This is a genomic window from Janthinobacterium lividum (assembly GCF_034424625.1).
Classification (GTDB): Bacteria; Pseudomonadota; Gammaproteobacteria; order Burkholderiales; family Burkholderiaceae_D; genus Janthinobacterium; species Janthinobacterium lividum.
Genome location: NZ_CP139976.1, coordinates 5,843,180 through 5,857,855, shown reverse-complemented (window position 1 = coordinate 5,857,855; position 14,676 = coordinate 5,843,180). Strand labels below are relative to the sequence as shown.

The 14,676-nt window shown below is 65.1% G+C and carries 14 protein-coding genes; 4 read left to right on the top strand and 10 right to left on the bottom strand.

The window, feature by feature from the left end; genetic code table 11:
• Nucleotides 1-10 precede the first annotated feature (10 nt).
• The 4 genes from paaZ (at nucleotide 11) to U0004_RS26420 (ending at nucleotide 5,954) form a co-directional block, all read left to right on the top strand.
• Nucleotides 11-2,062: a phenylacetic acid degradation bifunctional protein PaaZ gene (paaZ, locus tag U0004_RS26435; RefSeq protein WP_070254573.1), complete on the top strand. Its 2,052-nt coding sequence runs from the start codon at nucleotides 11-13 to the stop codon at nucleotides 2,060-2,062.
• A 565-nt stretch (nucleotides 2,063-2,627) separates the two neighbouring features.
• Nucleotides 2,628-3,890 (top strand): hypothetical protein, encoded by a 1,263-nt coding sequence (locus U0004_RS26430; protein ID WP_070254572.1) that lies wholly within the window; start codon nucleotides 2,628-2,630, stop codon nucleotides 3,888-3,890.
• 10 nt (nucleotides 3,891-3,900) lie between these two features.
• Complete coding sequence (locus U0004_RS26425) at nucleotides 3,901-4,308, top strand: type 2 periplasmic-binding domain-containing protein (protein WP_070254571.1); 408 nt, start codon at nucleotides 3,901-3,903, stop codon at nucleotides 4,306-4,308.
• Nucleotides 4,309-4,373: 65 nt separating this feature from the next.
• Complete coding sequence (locus U0004_RS26420; protein ID WP_070254570.1) at nucleotides 4,374-5,954, top strand: methyl-accepting chemotaxis protein; 1,581 nt, start codon at nucleotides 4,374-4,376, stop codon at nucleotides 5,952-5,954.
• Here the strand turns inward: U0004_RS26420 and U0004_RS26415 are convergent.
• From U0004_RS26415 to U0004_RS26370, 10 genes are read right to left on the bottom strand one after another with little or no spacing between them, the layout of a single operon-like run.
• Nucleotides 5,951-7,174: a M24 family metallopeptidase gene (locus U0004_RS26415; RefSeq protein ID WP_070254569.1), complete on the bottom strand. Its 1,224-nt coding sequence runs from the start codon at nucleotides 7,172-7,174 to the stop codon at nucleotides 5,951-5,953. The two genes, U0004_RS26420 and U0004_RS26415, sit on opposite strands and share 4 nt — an antisense overlap.
• A 45-nt stretch (nucleotides 7,175-7,219) precedes the next feature.
• A complete protein-coding gene (locus U0004_RS26410; protein ID WP_231958497.1) occupies nucleotides 7,220-7,756 on the bottom strand; it encodes a type II secretion system protein in 537 nt (178 codons plus the stop codon).
• The gene (locus U0004_RS26405) at nucleotides 7,743-8,126 is read right to left on the bottom strand and encodes a type IV pilin protein (RefSeq protein WP_115057651.1); all 384 of its coding nucleotides are present in this window, start codon (nucleotides 8,124-8,126) and stop codon (nucleotides 7,743-7,745) included. Before U0004_RS26405 ends, U0004_RS26410 begins: the two co-directional genes overlap by 14 nt.
• 5 nt (nucleotides 8,127-8,131) lie before the next feature.
• Nucleotides 8,132-8,602, bottom strand: a complete 471-nt coding sequence (locus U0004_RS26400) for a type II secretion system protein (protein ID WP_071653606.1) — start codon at nucleotides 8,600-8,602, stop codon at nucleotides 8,132-8,134.
• Nucleotides 8,599-10,521: a secretin and TonB N-terminal domain-containing protein gene (locus U0004_RS26395; RefSeq protein ID WP_070253768.1), complete on the bottom strand. Its 1,923-nt coding sequence runs from the start codon at nucleotides 10,519-10,521 to the stop codon at nucleotides 8,599-8,601. Before U0004_RS26395 ends, U0004_RS26400 begins: the two co-directional genes overlap by 4 nt.
• Nucleotides 10,518-11,051, bottom strand: a complete 534-nt coding sequence (locus U0004_RS26390; protein WP_070253769.1) for a hypothetical protein — start codon at nucleotides 11,049-11,051, stop codon at nucleotides 10,518-10,520. Before U0004_RS26390 ends, U0004_RS26395 begins: the two co-directional genes overlap by 4 nt.
• Entirely contained in the window at nucleotides 11,048-11,668 is a 621-nt protein-coding gene (pilO, locus tag U0004_RS26385; protein ID WP_070253770.1) for a type 4a pilus biogenesis protein PilO, read from the bottom strand. Before pilO ends, U0004_RS26390 begins: the two co-directional genes overlap by 4 nt.
• Nucleotides 11,656-12,198: a hypothetical protein gene (locus tag U0004_RS26380; protein WP_070253771.1), complete on the bottom strand. Its 543-nt coding sequence runs from the start codon at nucleotides 12,196-12,198 to the stop codon at nucleotides 11,656-11,658. The genes pilO and U0004_RS26380 overlap by 13 nt, the downstream gene beginning before the upstream one ends.
• Complete coding sequence (locus U0004_RS26375) at nucleotides 12,189-12,977, bottom strand: hypothetical protein (protein ID WP_139144052.1); 789 nt, start codon at nucleotides 12,975-12,977, stop codon at nucleotides 12,189-12,191. Before U0004_RS26375 ends, U0004_RS26380 begins: the two co-directional genes overlap by 10 nt.
• Complete coding sequence (locus tag U0004_RS26370) at nucleotides 12,964-14,661, bottom strand: GspE/PulE family protein (RefSeq protein ID WP_070253776.1); 1,698 nt, start codon at nucleotides 14,659-14,661, stop codon at nucleotides 12,964-12,966. Before U0004_RS26370 ends, U0004_RS26375 begins: the two co-directional genes overlap by 14 nt.
• Nucleotides 14,662-14,676: the final 15 nt, after the last annotated feature.

Sequence of the window (14,676 nt, the reverse complement as noted above, 5' to 3'; positions counted from 1 at the left end):
AGTAAACCACATGGCTCATATATCCACCCTGCAAAGCCTGATCGCCGACCGCTGGCTGGGCGAAAGCGCTGCCGTGCCCTTGCACAGCGCCTTGAACAACCGCGTCATCTATCACACGCATGCGGAAAAGATCGACTTCGACGAAGCCGTCACGTATGCCCGCAAGACGGGCGTGCCGGGCCTGATGGCGCTGGACTTCCAGCAGCGCGCCGCGCGCCTGAAGGCGCTGGCCCTGTACCTGGTCGAGCGCAAGGAAGAACTGTATGCGATTTCGCACCTGTCGGGCGCCACGCGTGCCGACAGCTGGGTCGATATTGAAGGCGGCACGGGTACCCTGTTCGCCTACGCCAGCATGGGCAGCCACGAGTTGCCGTCGTCGAACGTGCTGCACGAAGGCCCGGCCATCGCGCTCGGTAAAAAAGGCGGTTTCGCCGGCACGCACATCCTGGTACCGCGCGGCGGCCTGGCCGTGCACATCAACGCCTTCAATTTCCCCATCTGGGGTTTGCTGGAAAAATTCGCGCCCAGCTTCCTGGCAGCCATGCCCTGCATCGCCAAACCGGCCACGGCGACCAGTTACCTGACGCAGGCCGTCGTGCGCATGATGCATGAATCGGGCTTGCTGCCGGCCGGCAGCTTGCAGTTGGTGATCGGTTCCACGGGCGACTTGCTGGACCGCCTGAATGGCCAGGATTTCGTGACATTCACGGGATCGGCCGCCACGGCCGCCAAGCTGCGCACGAATCCGAACCTGATCGCCCAATCCGTGCCCTTCAACGGCGAAGCCGATTCGCTCAATTGCGCCATCCTGGCGCCGGACGTCACGCCAGACGACGTGGAATTCGACCTGTTCGTCAAGGAAGTCGTGCGCGAGATGACGGGGAAATCGGGCCAGAAGTGCACGGCCATCCGCCGCATCATCGTGCCCGAGCACCTGATGGACGCCGTCGGCACGCGCCTGCGCGAACGCCTGGCCAAGGTGGTGGTGGGCGATCCGTCCATCGAGGGCGTGCGCATGGGCGCGCTGGCGTCGAAGGAACAGCAGAACGACGTGGCCGAACGGGTCGCCACCCTGTCGCAAGGTAATGAAGTGGTGTTCGGCGCGGCTGACGGTTTTAGTCCTTTGGGCGATGGTGCCCTTGACGGCAGCTTTTTCTCGCCGACCCTGCTGCTGTGCCGCGACGCTTTCGGCAACGATGCCGTGCATGACGTGGAAGCGTTCGGCCCCGTCAGCACCATGATGGGCTATAAGGACATCGATGAAGCGCTGGCCCTGGCAGCGCGCGGCAAGGGTAGCCTGGTGAGCACCCTGGTGACGCGCGATCCGAAGATCGCCGCGCGCGTGGTGCCGCAAGTGGCGGCCACGCATGGACGCGTGCACGTGCTCGAGCGCGTGGCGTCCGTCGATTCGACGGGCCATGGCTCGCCGCTGCCGCAACTGAAGCACGGCGGCCCTGGCCGCGCGGGCGGCGGCGAAGAGCTGGGCGGCGTGCGCGCCGTGCGCCACTACCTGCAACGGGCGGCCGTGCAAGGCTCGCCGACCATGCTGGCGGCCATCACCGGCGAATACGTGCGCGGCGCGGACGTCAATGAAAGCCCGATCCACCCGTTCCGCAAGCACTTCGAGGACTTGAAGACGGGCGACTCGCTGCTCACGCACCGCCGCACCGTCAGCGAAGCCGACATCGTCGCCTTCGGCGGCATTTCGGGCGACTTCTTCTACATGCACTTCGATGAAATCGCGGCCAAGGAGTCGCAGTTCGGCAAGCGCATCGCCCACGGCTACTTTGTGCTGTCGGCCGCCGCCGGCCTGTTCGTCTCGCCAGGCGTCGGTCCTGTGCTGGCCAACTATGGCCTGGACAACCTGCGCTTCGTCGCGCCGGTGGCGATTGGCGACACCATCCGCGCCCGCCTGACGTGCAAGCGCAAGGTCGACCGCAACCGCAAGGACGTGTTTGGCGTGGGCCAGGGCGTGGTCGCGTGGGACGTGCAGGTGACGAACCAGAACGAGGAACTGGTGGCCAGCTACGATATTCTGACCCTGGTGTCGAAGCGCGAGTAAGTCCGAGAGTAAGCGTCTCTGGCAGGATTGGTTTGAACGGCGCCGCCCGCGATCTTCGCGCGGGCGGCGCTTTTTTTATGCGGATTCTTTTCGTCTTGAATTATCCATAAGTGTATGAAAAATATAGGCTAAGAGCCTATCCCAGTAGGGAGCGTCTTCTGCTGGCAGCACATCAGGAGCGCGGACAAGGCGTGAGGAGGACGCGTGGCGAGCCACGCGACGACGATCAACGCAGTCCCCGCTTCTGAGGCGCGCCAGCGGGGGATGTATTCATCTACTGGGATAGGCTCTAAGTGTGGTTTTGCACGGCGTGCTATTTAGATAAACCCCTCTAGAACGCGTGCTTTTTTCATGGAAATGGGCGAATTCGCTCATTGCCTCAAGAAAACTTTCCAACGTAAAACCTTTTCTCTGTAGCATGGTTTTACTCACTGGTCACGCCGCCATGGACGCCCAAGGCGATGGCGGCGCGAAAAAAACGGACCCGGCCTTTTACGGCCGGTGAGCCATCGACCGCGAGTCCCATTCCATGATTAACGTTCACCGCTACGGGTATTTAATTACTATGAATAAACACGTCCTGATTTTCCTGCTGGCCATGCCCCTGGCCATCAGCCATGCCTATGCCGAAGAGGCCCCTGGTCCCGCGGTCAAGATCAGCGGTTACGGCACCGCCGCCATGACCATGGCCGATACCGACAGCGCGCAGTTCGCGCGCCCGAACCAGGCTGCCGGCGCAGACCGCACCGCCCGCACGGGCGTCGATTCCAACCTGGGCTTGCAGGCCAATGTCACCGTCAATCCCTGGCTGTCGGCCACCGTGCAAGGGCTGGCGCGCAAGGATGGCGAAGACGATTTTGGCGCCGAACTGGCGTGGGCCTTTGCCAAGGCCAAGGTATCGGACAGCTTCAGCGTGCGCGTCGGCCGCATGGGCCTGCCTGTCTTCATGATTTCCGATTACCGTAACGTCGGCTATGCCAACACCATGCTGCGTCCGCCCGGCGAAATGTATTCGCAGGTTCCCCTGAACAGCATCGATGGCATCGATGGCACCTACCAGTTCAGCGCGGGCGACACCAGCATCACCACGCAGCTGGCGCTGGGCCGCACCAAGGCCACCCTGGCCACGGGGCCTGATTCGACCGTGCAGGTGGAAGGCAAGTCCATCGTCGCCCTTAACGTGGTGGCCGAACATGGTCCCGTCACCGTGCGTTTCGGCCGGGCCGAGACCAAACTGACGATCAACGATTCGCCCAGCCTGAATACCTTGATGGGCAGCTTGCGCGCGGCCGGCAGCGGCTACAGGATCGCCCAGTTGGGCGCCCTGGCCGATGCGCTGGAAGTCAAGGACAAGAAGGCATCGTTTACGTCCGTGGGCCTGGGCCTGGACTGGAACAATGTGCTGGTGCAGTCCGAATATGCGAAGCGCAAGACGGACAGCTATGTCAGCGACAGCACCTCGTGGTACGTGATGGGCGGCTACCGCATCGGCGCCTTCCTGCCGTACTACAGCCACGCCAGCCTGAAGGCCGATGGCCGCGTGAACAACACCGTGCCCTCATCCTGTCCTGCCGGTTATCCAGCCGCCTGCACGCCGACCTTGCGCGCCCTGTCGGCCGGCGTCGACACCCTCGCATATATGCGCAATCAGCTGGAGCAATCGACGGACAGCATCGGCGTGCGCTGGGACTTCCACCGTTCGGCCGCGCTGAAAGTGCAGATCGACCGCATCAAGCCGAAGAATGGCCCGGGCCTGTTCGTGCAAGCCAAGCCGGGTTTCCATGGCCCCGTCACGGTGGCTGCCGCCGCCATCGATTTCGTTTTCTAAGGAGCGCCGCATGAAACCAATGATCTTGAGTCTGGCTGCCTTGCTGGCGCTGTCGACCGCTGTTCCCGTCATGGCCGAAGTGGTCGTGGTGGTCAATCCGAAGAGCGCCGCCGGCGCCATGACGAACGAACAGGTGGCGCAATTCTTCCTCGGTAAATCGACGGCCATGACGCCGGTCGACCAGCCGGAAAGCGCCCCCGTGCGCGCGGAGTTCTACAAGAAGGTGACGGACAAGGAGCCGTCGCAGGCGAAGGCCCTGTGGTCCAAGCTGGTCTTCACGGGCAAGGCGACCTTGCCGAAGGAAGTGGCCAATAGCGCCGACGTGAAGAAGGCCGTGGCCGCCGATCCGAAAGCCATCGGCTATATCGAGAAGAGTGCCGTCGACGGCACCGTCAAAGTGGTGCTGACGACGCCATAAGGCCGCCATGACGGCATGCGGCGACGCATGCCGTCTTTTGCACGAGATAACATCAGGAGACAGCAATGAGCATCAAACGCAAGATATGGGCGCTGCCTGTCGTCTCGGCCATGATTTTCGGGCTGGGGCTGGCCGTCAGCGCCTACCTGTCCACGGCCACGCTCAATTCCATCCACGCCACGGAAAGCGCCGACTATCCCGTGCTCGACATGGCCAAGTCGCTGACCCTGGACGTGGCCGCCGTCGGCGACGCCCTGCGCGATGCCGTCAGTGAAGGCGACAAGGAGCGTATCGGGCAAGTCGGCGGCCAGGCAGTCAAGCTGCGCGCCAGGCTGGGCGACTTCGCGGCGATCCCTGGCCAGCGCGAGCAGGGCCTGCGCCTGGCCAGGGAATTCGATGCCTACTATGCGCCGGCCCTGAGTGCGGCGCGCATCATGCTGGAAATGGAAGAGGGTGACCCGCAAGCGACCGTGGCGCGCATGCAGGGCGCGCTGGCGGTGCTCAATACGGACCTGGCAAAGACCAACGAACAGGCGCAATTGCAGTTCAAGCAGGGCATCGAACGCAGTGCGGCGAATGTGCGCAATGCGCTCAATACCAGCATCGCCGTGGCGCTGGCCGTCATCGTCTGCCTGGTGGCCGTGTCGCATTTCGTCGTGCGCGCCATCTGGCAGCAGCTGGGCGGCGAACCCGAATATGCGCGCCAGATCGCGCGCGCCGTGGCCGATGGCGACCTGTCGATGGAGATCGCCACCGAGGCGGGCGACCAGGCCAGTCTGCTGGCGGCATTGAAGGAGATGCGCGGCCGGCTGGCCGGCATGGTGTCCGGTATCAAGGCGTCGGCCGAAACCATCCAAGTGGCCAGTGCCGAAATCGCCCAGGGCAATGCGGACCTGGCCGCGCGCACGGAATCGCAGGCGGGCAGCCTGGATCAGACGGCGCGCAGCATGGACAGCCTGACCTCCACCGTGCGCGACAATGCCGCCAACGCGGGCCAGGCGCATGAACTGGTGGTGTCGGCATCTTCGGTTGCCGTGAAGGGCGGGCAGGTTGTTAGCCAGGTAGTCACCACCATGGGCGAGATCAATGATTCATCCAGACGCATCGTCGACATCATCGGCGTCATCGACGGCATCGCCTTCCAGACGAATATCCTGGCCTTGAATGCGGCCGTGGAAGCGGCGCGCGCGGGCGAGCAGGGGCGCGGCTTTGCCGTGGTGGCATCCGAAGTGCGCAACCTGGCGCAGCGCAGCGCGGCAGCGGCGCGGGAAATCAAGCAATTGATCGGCGATTCGGTGGCCAAGGTGAATGTCGGCTCGAAGCTGGTCGACGAGGCGGGGCTGACCATGGGCCAGATCGTCGATTCCGTGAAAAAGGTGGCCGACATCATGGCCGAAATCAGTACCGCCAGCCAGGCGCAAAGCGCCGGCATCGGCGATATCGGCGTGGCCATCGGCAGCATGGACCAGATGACGCAGCAAAACTCCGCGCTGGTGGAAGAGGCGTCGGCGGCCGCCGAATCGCTGCAGGAACAGGCCGTGCAACTGGGTACGGCGCTGGCCGTGTTCAAGCTGGCGCAGGGTGGTTTGGCGCCGATTGCCACCGTGCCGGCGGCACGGAGGCTGGCGTTGACGAAGGCAGCTTAAGCCTGCAGACCGAACGGATCATCGATGCTGTGCGCCGGCTGCGTGAACCAGCGCGGACCGGCATCCGTCATGTAGAAATGGTCTTCATGGCGGATGCCGAATTCGCCGGGGATGCAGATCATCGGCTCGTTCGAGAAGCACATGCCCACGTCGAGCGGCGTCGTGTCATTGCCCACCAGGTAAGGCCACTCGTGGATATCGAGGCCGATGCCGTGGCCCGTGCGGTGCGGCAGGCCGGGCAGCTTGTAGCCGGGGCCGAAGCCATCCGCCTCCAGCGAGACGCGCGCGGCGCGGTCCACGTCGCCGCAGGGAACGCCCAGCCGGGCGGCCGCGAATGCGGCGGCCTGCGCCGCCTTTTCGCTGTTCCATACGGAGCGCTGGCGCTCGCTGATGGCGCCAAACACATAAGTGCGCGTGATGTCGGAGATGTAGTTCATCACCTGGCAGCCCGTATCGATCAGCACCGTGTCGCCCGCTTTCAAGGTTTGTACGTAGTTGACGCCATGCGGGTAGGCCGTCGCTTCGCCGAACAGCACGATGCAAAAATACGAGCGGGGCGCGCCCACCTTGCGGTGCGCGCGCTGGATGAATTCTTCCACTTCCACCGTCGTGATGCCTTCGTACAGCATGCTGGCCGTGGCCACGTGCACGGCCAGGGTCATGTCCATCACGCGCTGCATGAGGGCGATTTCCGCCGGTGACTTGCGGCTGCGGCAGTACGCGGTGACGGCGCGCGCGTTTTCCAGCGCGTAGCCGGGAGCCAGCGGCTTGATGCCGTCGTAGATGAAGAAGGCGGCGCTTTCGCAGATGCCCACGCGTGGCGGCGCAGCTTCATCCTGAGCTATCCCCATGCGCGCCAGTACGTCGACGAACAGCTGGTACGGGCTTTCATGCTCTTCCCAGCAATTGACCTTGCCTTCGATGAGCATGAAGCCTTGCAAGGTGCTTTCCTCGAAGGCGGGGGCGATGTATTCGATCTCTCCGCTGGCCGGCAGGATGGCGCCCACCATGCGTTCGCTGGCATACCATTTGGTGCCAGTGAAATAGGTGAGATTGGCGCCCGCGTTCAGGTAGACCGCGGCGATGCCCTGTTTGCGCATGAATGCCTGCGCCCTGGCGATGCGTTGCGCATGTTCGTCCTTGCCGATGGCGACCATGCCGCCCGTCATGTCCGACAGCGATGCCAATGCCTGTTCGATGGAAGTGCCACCTATGCTCATGCCTGCTCCTTTGCTCGATGCTGAATATGGAATGCGGGCATGATATCAGTTTGCGCTTTTCGGCTTGAGCCCGGGCGCGCCGCCGGCGGCATCGGGCGGGGCCAGCACCAGGTCGTGCGGATACGTGAACTGCCAGTCCGCGTAGCGCTGCTTGCGGCGCAGGCTGGCGTCTTCGTCGAGAAAATTGTCCTGCTTGATGGGGAGCTGTGGCGACAGCGAATGGATGCCGACGATGCGTCCCTCCTGCCGCAGCACACCCCATTCCGCCTTGCCCGTGACAGGGTCAGCATACAGGCGGCGCAAGTGCCGCCGGGCGTTGGCAAAGCGCGGGTCGCGCAGCAGTTCCTGCAAGGTCAAGGGATAGCGGGGCCGCCCGTCGCCCGGCGTGCTGTCGTAGTAGCGGCCCAGCGCATTGCGGAATTCATGGCCGATGAACAGCAGCTCGCGCTCCTTGTCGCGCCGCGCGGCCGTAGCAAACAGCTCGCTGGCCAGCACCAGGCCCACGCCCATGAAGGCCACCAGCATCAGGGTCCAGATGTAGGCGAAGCCCCGTGCGCGGCGTCGAAAATCAGAGCTGCTCAAAGGGGATGCCCTCGCGCGTCTTGCCCTTGGCGCCGCTGCGCACGTCGGCCACGCCGCCGATCTCGCCATTGGGCGAAGGGATCAGCTGCCAGGTGGTGGCGGACTCCGTGACGGGGTCCAGCGGCACGCTGCGGAAGTAATGGTGGGTCACCAGGTCGGCCAGCGCGGCCGGATACTCGCCCTTGTCGGCATAGTATTTATCTAGGCCGCTCCTGAGCACTTGCAGGTTTTCCTTCAGCGCGACTTCCTTGGATTTTTCCACCGAGCCGAAATAGCGGGGAATGGCAATCGTCAGCAGCAGCGAGATGATCGCCAGCACCACCAGCAGTTCGACCAGGGTAAAGCCGCGGCGTGAGATAGAAGAGGGCATCAAGTTCACCATTCCTTGAGCGGCACGCCGTTCAGGCCCACCTTGGTCGAGCGCGAGGCGACGTCGAACACGTCCTCGCCTTCGCTGGGATTGTCGGGCGGTGAGGCATAGGCGCGCTTGCTCCAGCTGTCGGCGGCGCTGCCTTCTTCCCTGGGCTGGAACGGGTCGCGCGGCAGGCGGCGCAAAAAATAGATGTTCTGCTTCGAGACGCTGCGCTGGTCGGGCACCCCTTCGACCAGTTCCTCGAGTTTTTTCGGGTAGCCGGAAGCGCCCAGCGACAGCTTGATGCGGCCATTGTCCGAGGCGCGCTTATAGGCATCGATCGCTTCGCGCATTTCGATCAGGGCGCTGCGCAATTGCTGTTCCTTCGCCCGTTGCAGGGCCACCTGCGCCATGGGCACGGCCACCGTGGCCAGGGTCGCCATGATCGCCAGGGTGATCATCAGCTCGATGAAAGTAAAGCCGCGTGGTTTCACTGGCCACCTTTGACCGTGGCCTGTGGCGTGGCGCTGGCCTTGTCGCCGGCGACGGGCGCTTCGTCGCCGCCCGTCATGGGCGAGCCGGTACGCGGTGGGGCCTGCTCGGGCGCGGTGATGGCTTCCGGCGTGCCGCCCACGCTGGCGCGGCCGCCCACGGATGCCTCGGTGCCGGAATTGAATTCGGCCGTCGTCAGGTCCGGGCGGCGGATGCTGCGCAGCAGGCGCGGCGTGATCGACAGCACGATCTCGCTGCGCATGGCGTCATCCTTCTGGCTGCCGAACAGGCGGTTCAGCACGGGCAGCTCGCCCACGCCGGGCACCTTGTTGGCCGTGCCCCGGTCTTCGTCGCTGATCAGGCCCGCCAGCACCTGCGTCTCGCCGTCCTTCAGGCGCAGCACCGTGGAAGCGCTGCGCGTGCCGATCTGGTAAGCCTGCGTGCCCGTCTTGCTGATCACTTCCTTGACCACGTTCGACACTTCCAGGTTGATCTTGATGGCCACCTCGTCGTCCAGGTAGACGTTCGGTTCGACGTCGAGCTTCAAGCCCACGTCGATGTAATTGACGCTGTCGGAGCTGACGCCGTTATTCGTCGTGACGGTAATGACGGGCACCCGGTCGCCGATCAGGATCTTGGCCTTTTCCTTGTTGCGCACGCGGATGCGCGGGTTGGCCAGGATATTGCTGTCACTGTCCGTCTTGTTGGCGTTCAGGGTGACGCCGCCGATGCCCAGGTTGATATTGTCGCCATTGATGCGGTGCAGGTCCGCCACCTTCAGGCCGCCGAGTCCTCCCGTGCTACCTGCGACGCCAGCCAGTGTCAGGCTGGCCTGGTCTGGCCAGCGCACGCCTAGTTCCATCAGGCGCGTGCGCTTGACTTCCAGTACCTCGACTTCCAGCATCACTTCCGGGTCGGCCAGGTCCTGCACGTTGATGATGCGCTCGGCCATGCGCACCATTTCCGGCGTATCGCGCAGCATGATGATGCCCAGTCGCTCGTCGGTGACGACATCCTTGGCCTTGAGCAGGGTCTTGATGGAAAACGCCACCGTCTTGACGTCGGCATTGGCGAGAAAGAAGGTGCGCACCACGAGCTGCTGGTAATCCTTCACCTTTTGCGGCGTGTTCGGGTAGATCGTGATCGACTTGTCGCTGGTGACGCTTTGTTCCAACTGGTTGGCGCCGAGCAGCATGGCAATCGCTTCTTCGATGCTGGTGTCGCGCACGGAAATGGTGGCGCGCAGGGCAGGGTCGACCTCCTTGTCGAAGACGAAGTTCAGGCCCGAGACCTTGCTGAGAAGATCGAACACGGAGCGCAGCGACGCGTCGCGAAATTCGAGGGTCACGGGTTTGCGGTAGGCGGCCGCCAGCTTGCCGCCGGCCGGCAGGCTTTTGGATTGCGCCTCGCCGATGCGGTTTTTCAGGGCCAGCGCCTCGCGCTGTGCGGGGCGCTCCTGCAGCACCTGGCGCAAGGCTTCCTGCGCCTGCGCGATATTCGCTTCGCCGCCGCGCTGGTAGCTGGCCTGCGCCTCCTGCACCAGCTTGCGGTGCCGTTCATCCTGCACCACGCCGGCCAAGCCCCGCTGCGCCACGTCGTTGCTGGCGTCCAGCGCGAGCGCCTGCTGGTACAACGCCTGCGCTTCGGGCAGCTTGCCCTGCCGGCGCAGCGCTTCCGCAGCGCCATTCAGCTTGTTCAGCGCGCGCATCCGGCCGCTGGTGACGGCGATGCGGTACTTGGCGTTGGTCGGTTCGGCCTGTGCCGCCTGTTCCAGCAGGGCCAGGCCCTGTTCCGTGCGGCCCGCGCCCAGCATGGCCTGGCCATCGTTATAGGCCTGGTTGCCGGCGCAGGCGGCCAGCAGGGACAGCACCGGGAGCAGGGTGAGGATAGTACGAGACTTACGTGCGGCGCGTCGTTTCAATTGAGGTCCCCTACGGCGAGTGTCTGTTTCAGGTTGAGCGGCAGATAGGTAAATTGCAGGGCGCCCTGCACCACGCCGTCGAAGCGGTAACGCTCTTCAAGCGTGTCGCCGGGGCGCGCCACCACGTTGCGTTCGCCCGCTTGCAGGAAATAGGCCGCCTTGCCTTCGTCGACAAAGCGGCCTAGGAATTGAAAGGGCAGCGGTGGCGGCGCGTTCGCATCGACGGGGACAGCGGGTAGTGCAGCCTGGGCTGCCTGCTGGTCGAGCATGATCTTTTTCGGCGTCTCCGGCTGCCAGCTCTGCTTGGCGAACAGGGTCGCTGCCTCTTCATCGTCGAGCGCGCGGCGTGGATGGATGGCCAGCGCGGACGGGGGCGCAGGTGGCGTGGCCACCGCAAGCGCCGCCGGTACCCGTTCCACCTGGCGCGTGGTGGCGGTGGCTGGTCCGACGATGCTGCCTTCGTCTTCCGGTGCGAAGAAGGCGGCCAGCAGGGTCGCCACGGCCGCGCCGGCCAACACGACTTTCTTCATGATCGCACCTCCGGCTTTTTCACCAGCAGGATGAACTGGATGCGCGCGTCGATCTCGCCCGCCTCGATCTGCTCGCGCTTGAACAGCACGGAGTCGAGCGTCAGGGTGGGCAGCGCCTGCAGGGCATCGACGATAAAGGTCTGCAACTGCGCGTATTCGGCTTTGACGGGCAGGGTGATCTGGTAGCGCAGGAAGGCCGTGTTGCCGTCTTCCTGCGGCTTGTAGTCGGCCTTGGCCAGGGTGACACCGCTCTTTTGCGCCACTTCCAGCAAGGCCTTCAATTGGTCGGGAATGCTGTCATGCGCGGGCAGGTAGGCGTGAAAGGCGGCCAGGCTGTCCGCATCGGCATCGAGCGTGATGGGTGCCGGCGGCAGCGCCGACTGTCTGGCAGCAGCGGCCAGTTGCGCCGCCAATTGCTGCTGGCGTGCGGCCAGCGCATCGCCCTGCTGCATGGCGAAAGCGGCCAGCGCCAGGCAGGCCGCGCCGAGGGCGCTGGGCCAGCCGAGGGTGCGCCACAAACGTTGCGCTTCCCACGCCAGGCGCGGCGGCATGCGCAGCTGCAGGCGCGTGCGGGCCACGGGCGTGCTGGCTTTGAATACGGGTTTTATTGCCGCCATTGCGCCTCCAGCTGAAAACGGTAAGGGTGTTCGGGGGCGTTCGCATTCATCTCGTGCTTGAGCAGATACACGGAGCTGAACATGGGCTGCTGGTTCAGGAAAGCCAGGTAGTTGAGCATGTCCTGCGGCGTTTCCGCCTCGGCGGCGATCTTCAGGACGCTGGCGCCATCCTGTCCCTGCTGTGCGTTCAGGTCCAGCCCCAGCAAGGCCACGCGCACGTCGCGCGGCGCCTGCACGGTCTTGACCAGGCGCGTGACGGGCAGGTTAAGCTGGCGCACGGCGGCAGCCACCTGTTTCAGTTCGATGTCGCGTTCGCGCTGCTGGCTGGCGGACAAGGGCGCGCGCACGGGACGCGCGGGCTGCAGCTGCGCCAGCTGCGCTTCCAGGCGCCGCGTTTCCTGTGCCTGCACCAGCCAGTACCCGGCGGCCGGCAGCAGCAGCAAGCCGCCCGCCAGGCACAGGGCCAGGCGCCAGCCCTTGAACGTCTGCACTGCGCCGGGCGCCAGCAATTCCAGGCGGCTCAGGCCCATGCTGCCTCCCGCATCAGGTGGGCGGCGCCGGCCACGGGAAGGGGCTGGAAGCGTGCCGGCAGCTCGTCCTGCGGCATGCCGCTCAAGTCGAGCAGCGCCACGTGTTCGATCTCGTCCAGTTGTGGTGCGCGCAAGTTCCAGCGCCGCCACGCCCGATCCAGTTCGTCGCCCCAGGCGGCGCTGCAGGACTGGCTATGCAAGCCCGTGATGCGCCCGCCGCCCGTCGTTGCCAGCAGCAGCCGTCCCGCTTCCACCAGGGCGAAGGCGGCAGGTTTGCCGCCGGCGATGCTGCGCCAGGCCGGCCCGACGATGGGTTCGAGGGACAGGCAGCGCCGTCCATGCGCGGCCGCCGCCTCCTGCACGCCGTGCAGCAGGGCCGCATCGATGCCGCAGGCCAGGCGTGGCTTGCCATAGGGCGCATCGTCGGCAGCCAGGCGCCAGGCGCGCGCGCCATCGCCGTAGACGGCAGCGAACTGGCTGTGCAGGAAGCGCTGTGCGCTGGTTCGGTCGAGCAGGGCGCCGCTCCACGGCACCATCAGCATGGCGCACCAGCGGCTGGCCAGGCTGACGGCCAACGGCAGTTTTTTTTCATTGTGCTGTTCGAGCCAGCCGCGCAGGGCGGCCAGCGCCACTTCCCAGCTGGCGTCGGGGTTCGTAATGGGCAGGTGGAAGGCGCTGTCGGGCACGGGACGGCCGGCGCGGCGCAGCACGCCGTGCAGCCCGTGCGGCGCCAGGTGCAGGCACAGGGTGGCGCGGGTAAGGCGTTCAATAAGTGACACGATTGAGCTCCGCTAAAGTGGTTTCGCCGCGCCGCACCAGATCCAGGCCCGCTTCGCGCGCCAGGCGAAAGCCGTTGCGCGCCGCTTCTTCCTTCATCTGGCTCAAGGGCGCCCGCGTGCAGATCATTTCGCGCATGGCGTCACTGAGCATCAGCACTTCGGCGACGGCCTTGCGGCCCTTGTAGCCGGTGCCGCGGCAGTGGCCGCAGCCCTTGCCGGCCATGAATTGCCAGTCCTGCACCTGGTGCAGGGCCAGGCCGCTGTCGCGCAGCTGCTGCGCATCGGCCAGCACCTCGGCGCTGGCATCGACGGCGCAATGGGCGCAATTGAGGCGCAGCAGGCGCTGCGCCACGATGCCGTTCAGGGCCGCCGCAAAGCTGTAGGCGTCCACGCCCATGTGCAGGAAGCGGCCCACCACATCAAAGACGTTGTTCGCGTGCACGGTGGTAAACACCAGGTGGCCCGTGAGCGCGGCCTGCACGGCGATCTGCGCCGTCTCATCGTCGCGGATTTCGCCGATCATGATCTTGTCGGGATCGTGGCGCAGGATGGAGCGCAGGCCGCGCGCGAACGTCAGTCCCTTCTTTTCATTGACGGGTATCTGCAGCACGCGCGGCAAGCGGTATTCGACGGGGTCTTCGATGGTGACGATCTTGTCGCGGCCCGTATTGATTTCCGTGATGGCCGCATACAGGGTGGTGGTCTTGCCGGAACCCGTGGGCCCGGTCACCAGCAGCATGCCGTGCGGCTTGGCGGCCAGGCGGCGTATCTGCTCGATGGCGTCCTCGTTCAGGCCCAGGCTTTCCAGGCGCAGCGCTTGCGCCGCTTCCGTCAGCGCGCGCCGGTCCAGCAGGCGCAGCACGGCGTCCTCGCCAAAGATATTCGGCATGATGGAGACGCGAAAGTCGATCTCCGCCCCTTTCACGCGCACCTTGAAGCGGCCGTCCTGCGGGATGCGGCGCTCGGCGATGTCGAGATCGGCCATGACCTTGATGCGCGAGATGATCTGCTCGGCCATCGCCAGTCCCTGCACCTGGCCTGCCTGTACCAGCACGCCGTCGACGCGGTATTTGATGACCAGGCTGGCCACGTCGCATTCGAGGTGGATGTCGCTGGCCTGGAATTTCAGGGCATCGTAGATGGTGGAGTTCACCAGTTTCACTACGGGGCTGCTGTCTTCGCTGATGCGGATCAGCGAGATATCCTCGATACTCTGGTCGAGTCCCGGCACGTCATCTCCGTGCTGCATTTCCTGCATCGCCTGCTGCACGCTTTCCTGCTGCAGCAGATAGGCGGCCAGGTCGTCCGGGTGCGCCAGCGCTACCGTGAAGGGCGTGGACAGGGCGAAGTCGGCCCACTGCAGCAGGTCTTCCGCAAACGGGTTGCCGACGACGAGCACGGGCGGCGCGCCGGGGACGCCCGGCTGCAGCAGCACGCAGTCGCGCTGGGCGCAATCCGTGTAGGGCAGCAGGGCAAAGGCGGGCAAGGCGGCTTGCAGCTCGGCCATCGTCCAGGCCGGGTAGCGGAACAGGGCGGCCAGCTGGCGCAAAAAGACTTCGGGCGGCAAGGCCGCCATTTCCTGCAGCACGGCCATCCGCGGGCGGCCCTGTTCCAGCGCGCTGGCGTGGGCCCGGCGCAGCATGGCAGCATCAAGCACGGCCCGTTCTTCGTCGCGCGCGTTCATGGCAGGCACCACATG

What these genes read in the sequence shown, in the direction of transcription:
- paaZ (WP_070254573.1), top strand. Translation starts at nt 11, where the DNA reads ATGGCTCATATATCCACCCTGCAAAGCCTGATCGCCGACCGCTGGCTG.
- U0004_RS26430 (WP_070254572.1), top strand. Translation starts at nt 2,628, where the DNA reads ATGAATAAACACGTCCTGATTTTCCTGCTGGCCATGCCCCTGGCCATC.
- U0004_RS26425 (WP_070254571.1), top strand. Translation starts at nt 3,901, where the DNA reads ATGAAACCAATGATCTTGAGTCTGGCTGCCTTGCTGGCGCTGTCGACC.
- U0004_RS26420 (WP_070254570.1), top strand. Translation starts at nt 4,374, where the DNA reads ATGAGCATCAAACGCAAGATATGGGCGCTGCCTGTCGTCTCGGCCATG.
- U0004_RS26415 (WP_070254569.1), bottom strand. Translation starts at nt 7,174, where the DNA reads ATGAGCATAGGTGGCACTTCCATCGAACAGGCATTGGCATCGCTGTCG.
- U0004_RS26405 (WP_115057651.1), bottom strand. Translation starts at nt 8,126, where the DNA reads ATGCCCTCTTCTATCTCACGCCGCGGCTTTACCCTGGTCGAACTGCTG.
- U0004_RS26390 (WP_070253769.1), bottom strand. Translation starts at nt 11,051, where the DNA reads ATGAAGAAAGTCGTGTTGGCCGGCGCGGCCGTGGCGACCCTGCTGGCC.
- pilO (WP_070253770.1), bottom strand. Translation starts at nt 11,668, where the DNA reads ATGGCGGCAATAAAACCCGTATTCAAAGCCAGCACGCCCGTGGCCCGC.
- U0004_RS26380 (WP_070253771.1), bottom strand. Translation starts at nt 12,198, where the DNA reads ATGGGCCTGAGCCGCCTGGAATTGCTGGCGCCCGGCGCAGTGCAGACG.
- U0004_RS26370 (WP_070253776.1), bottom strand. Translation starts at nt 14,661, where the DNA reads ATGAACGCGCGCGACGAAGAACGGGCCGTGCTTGATGCTGCCATGCTG.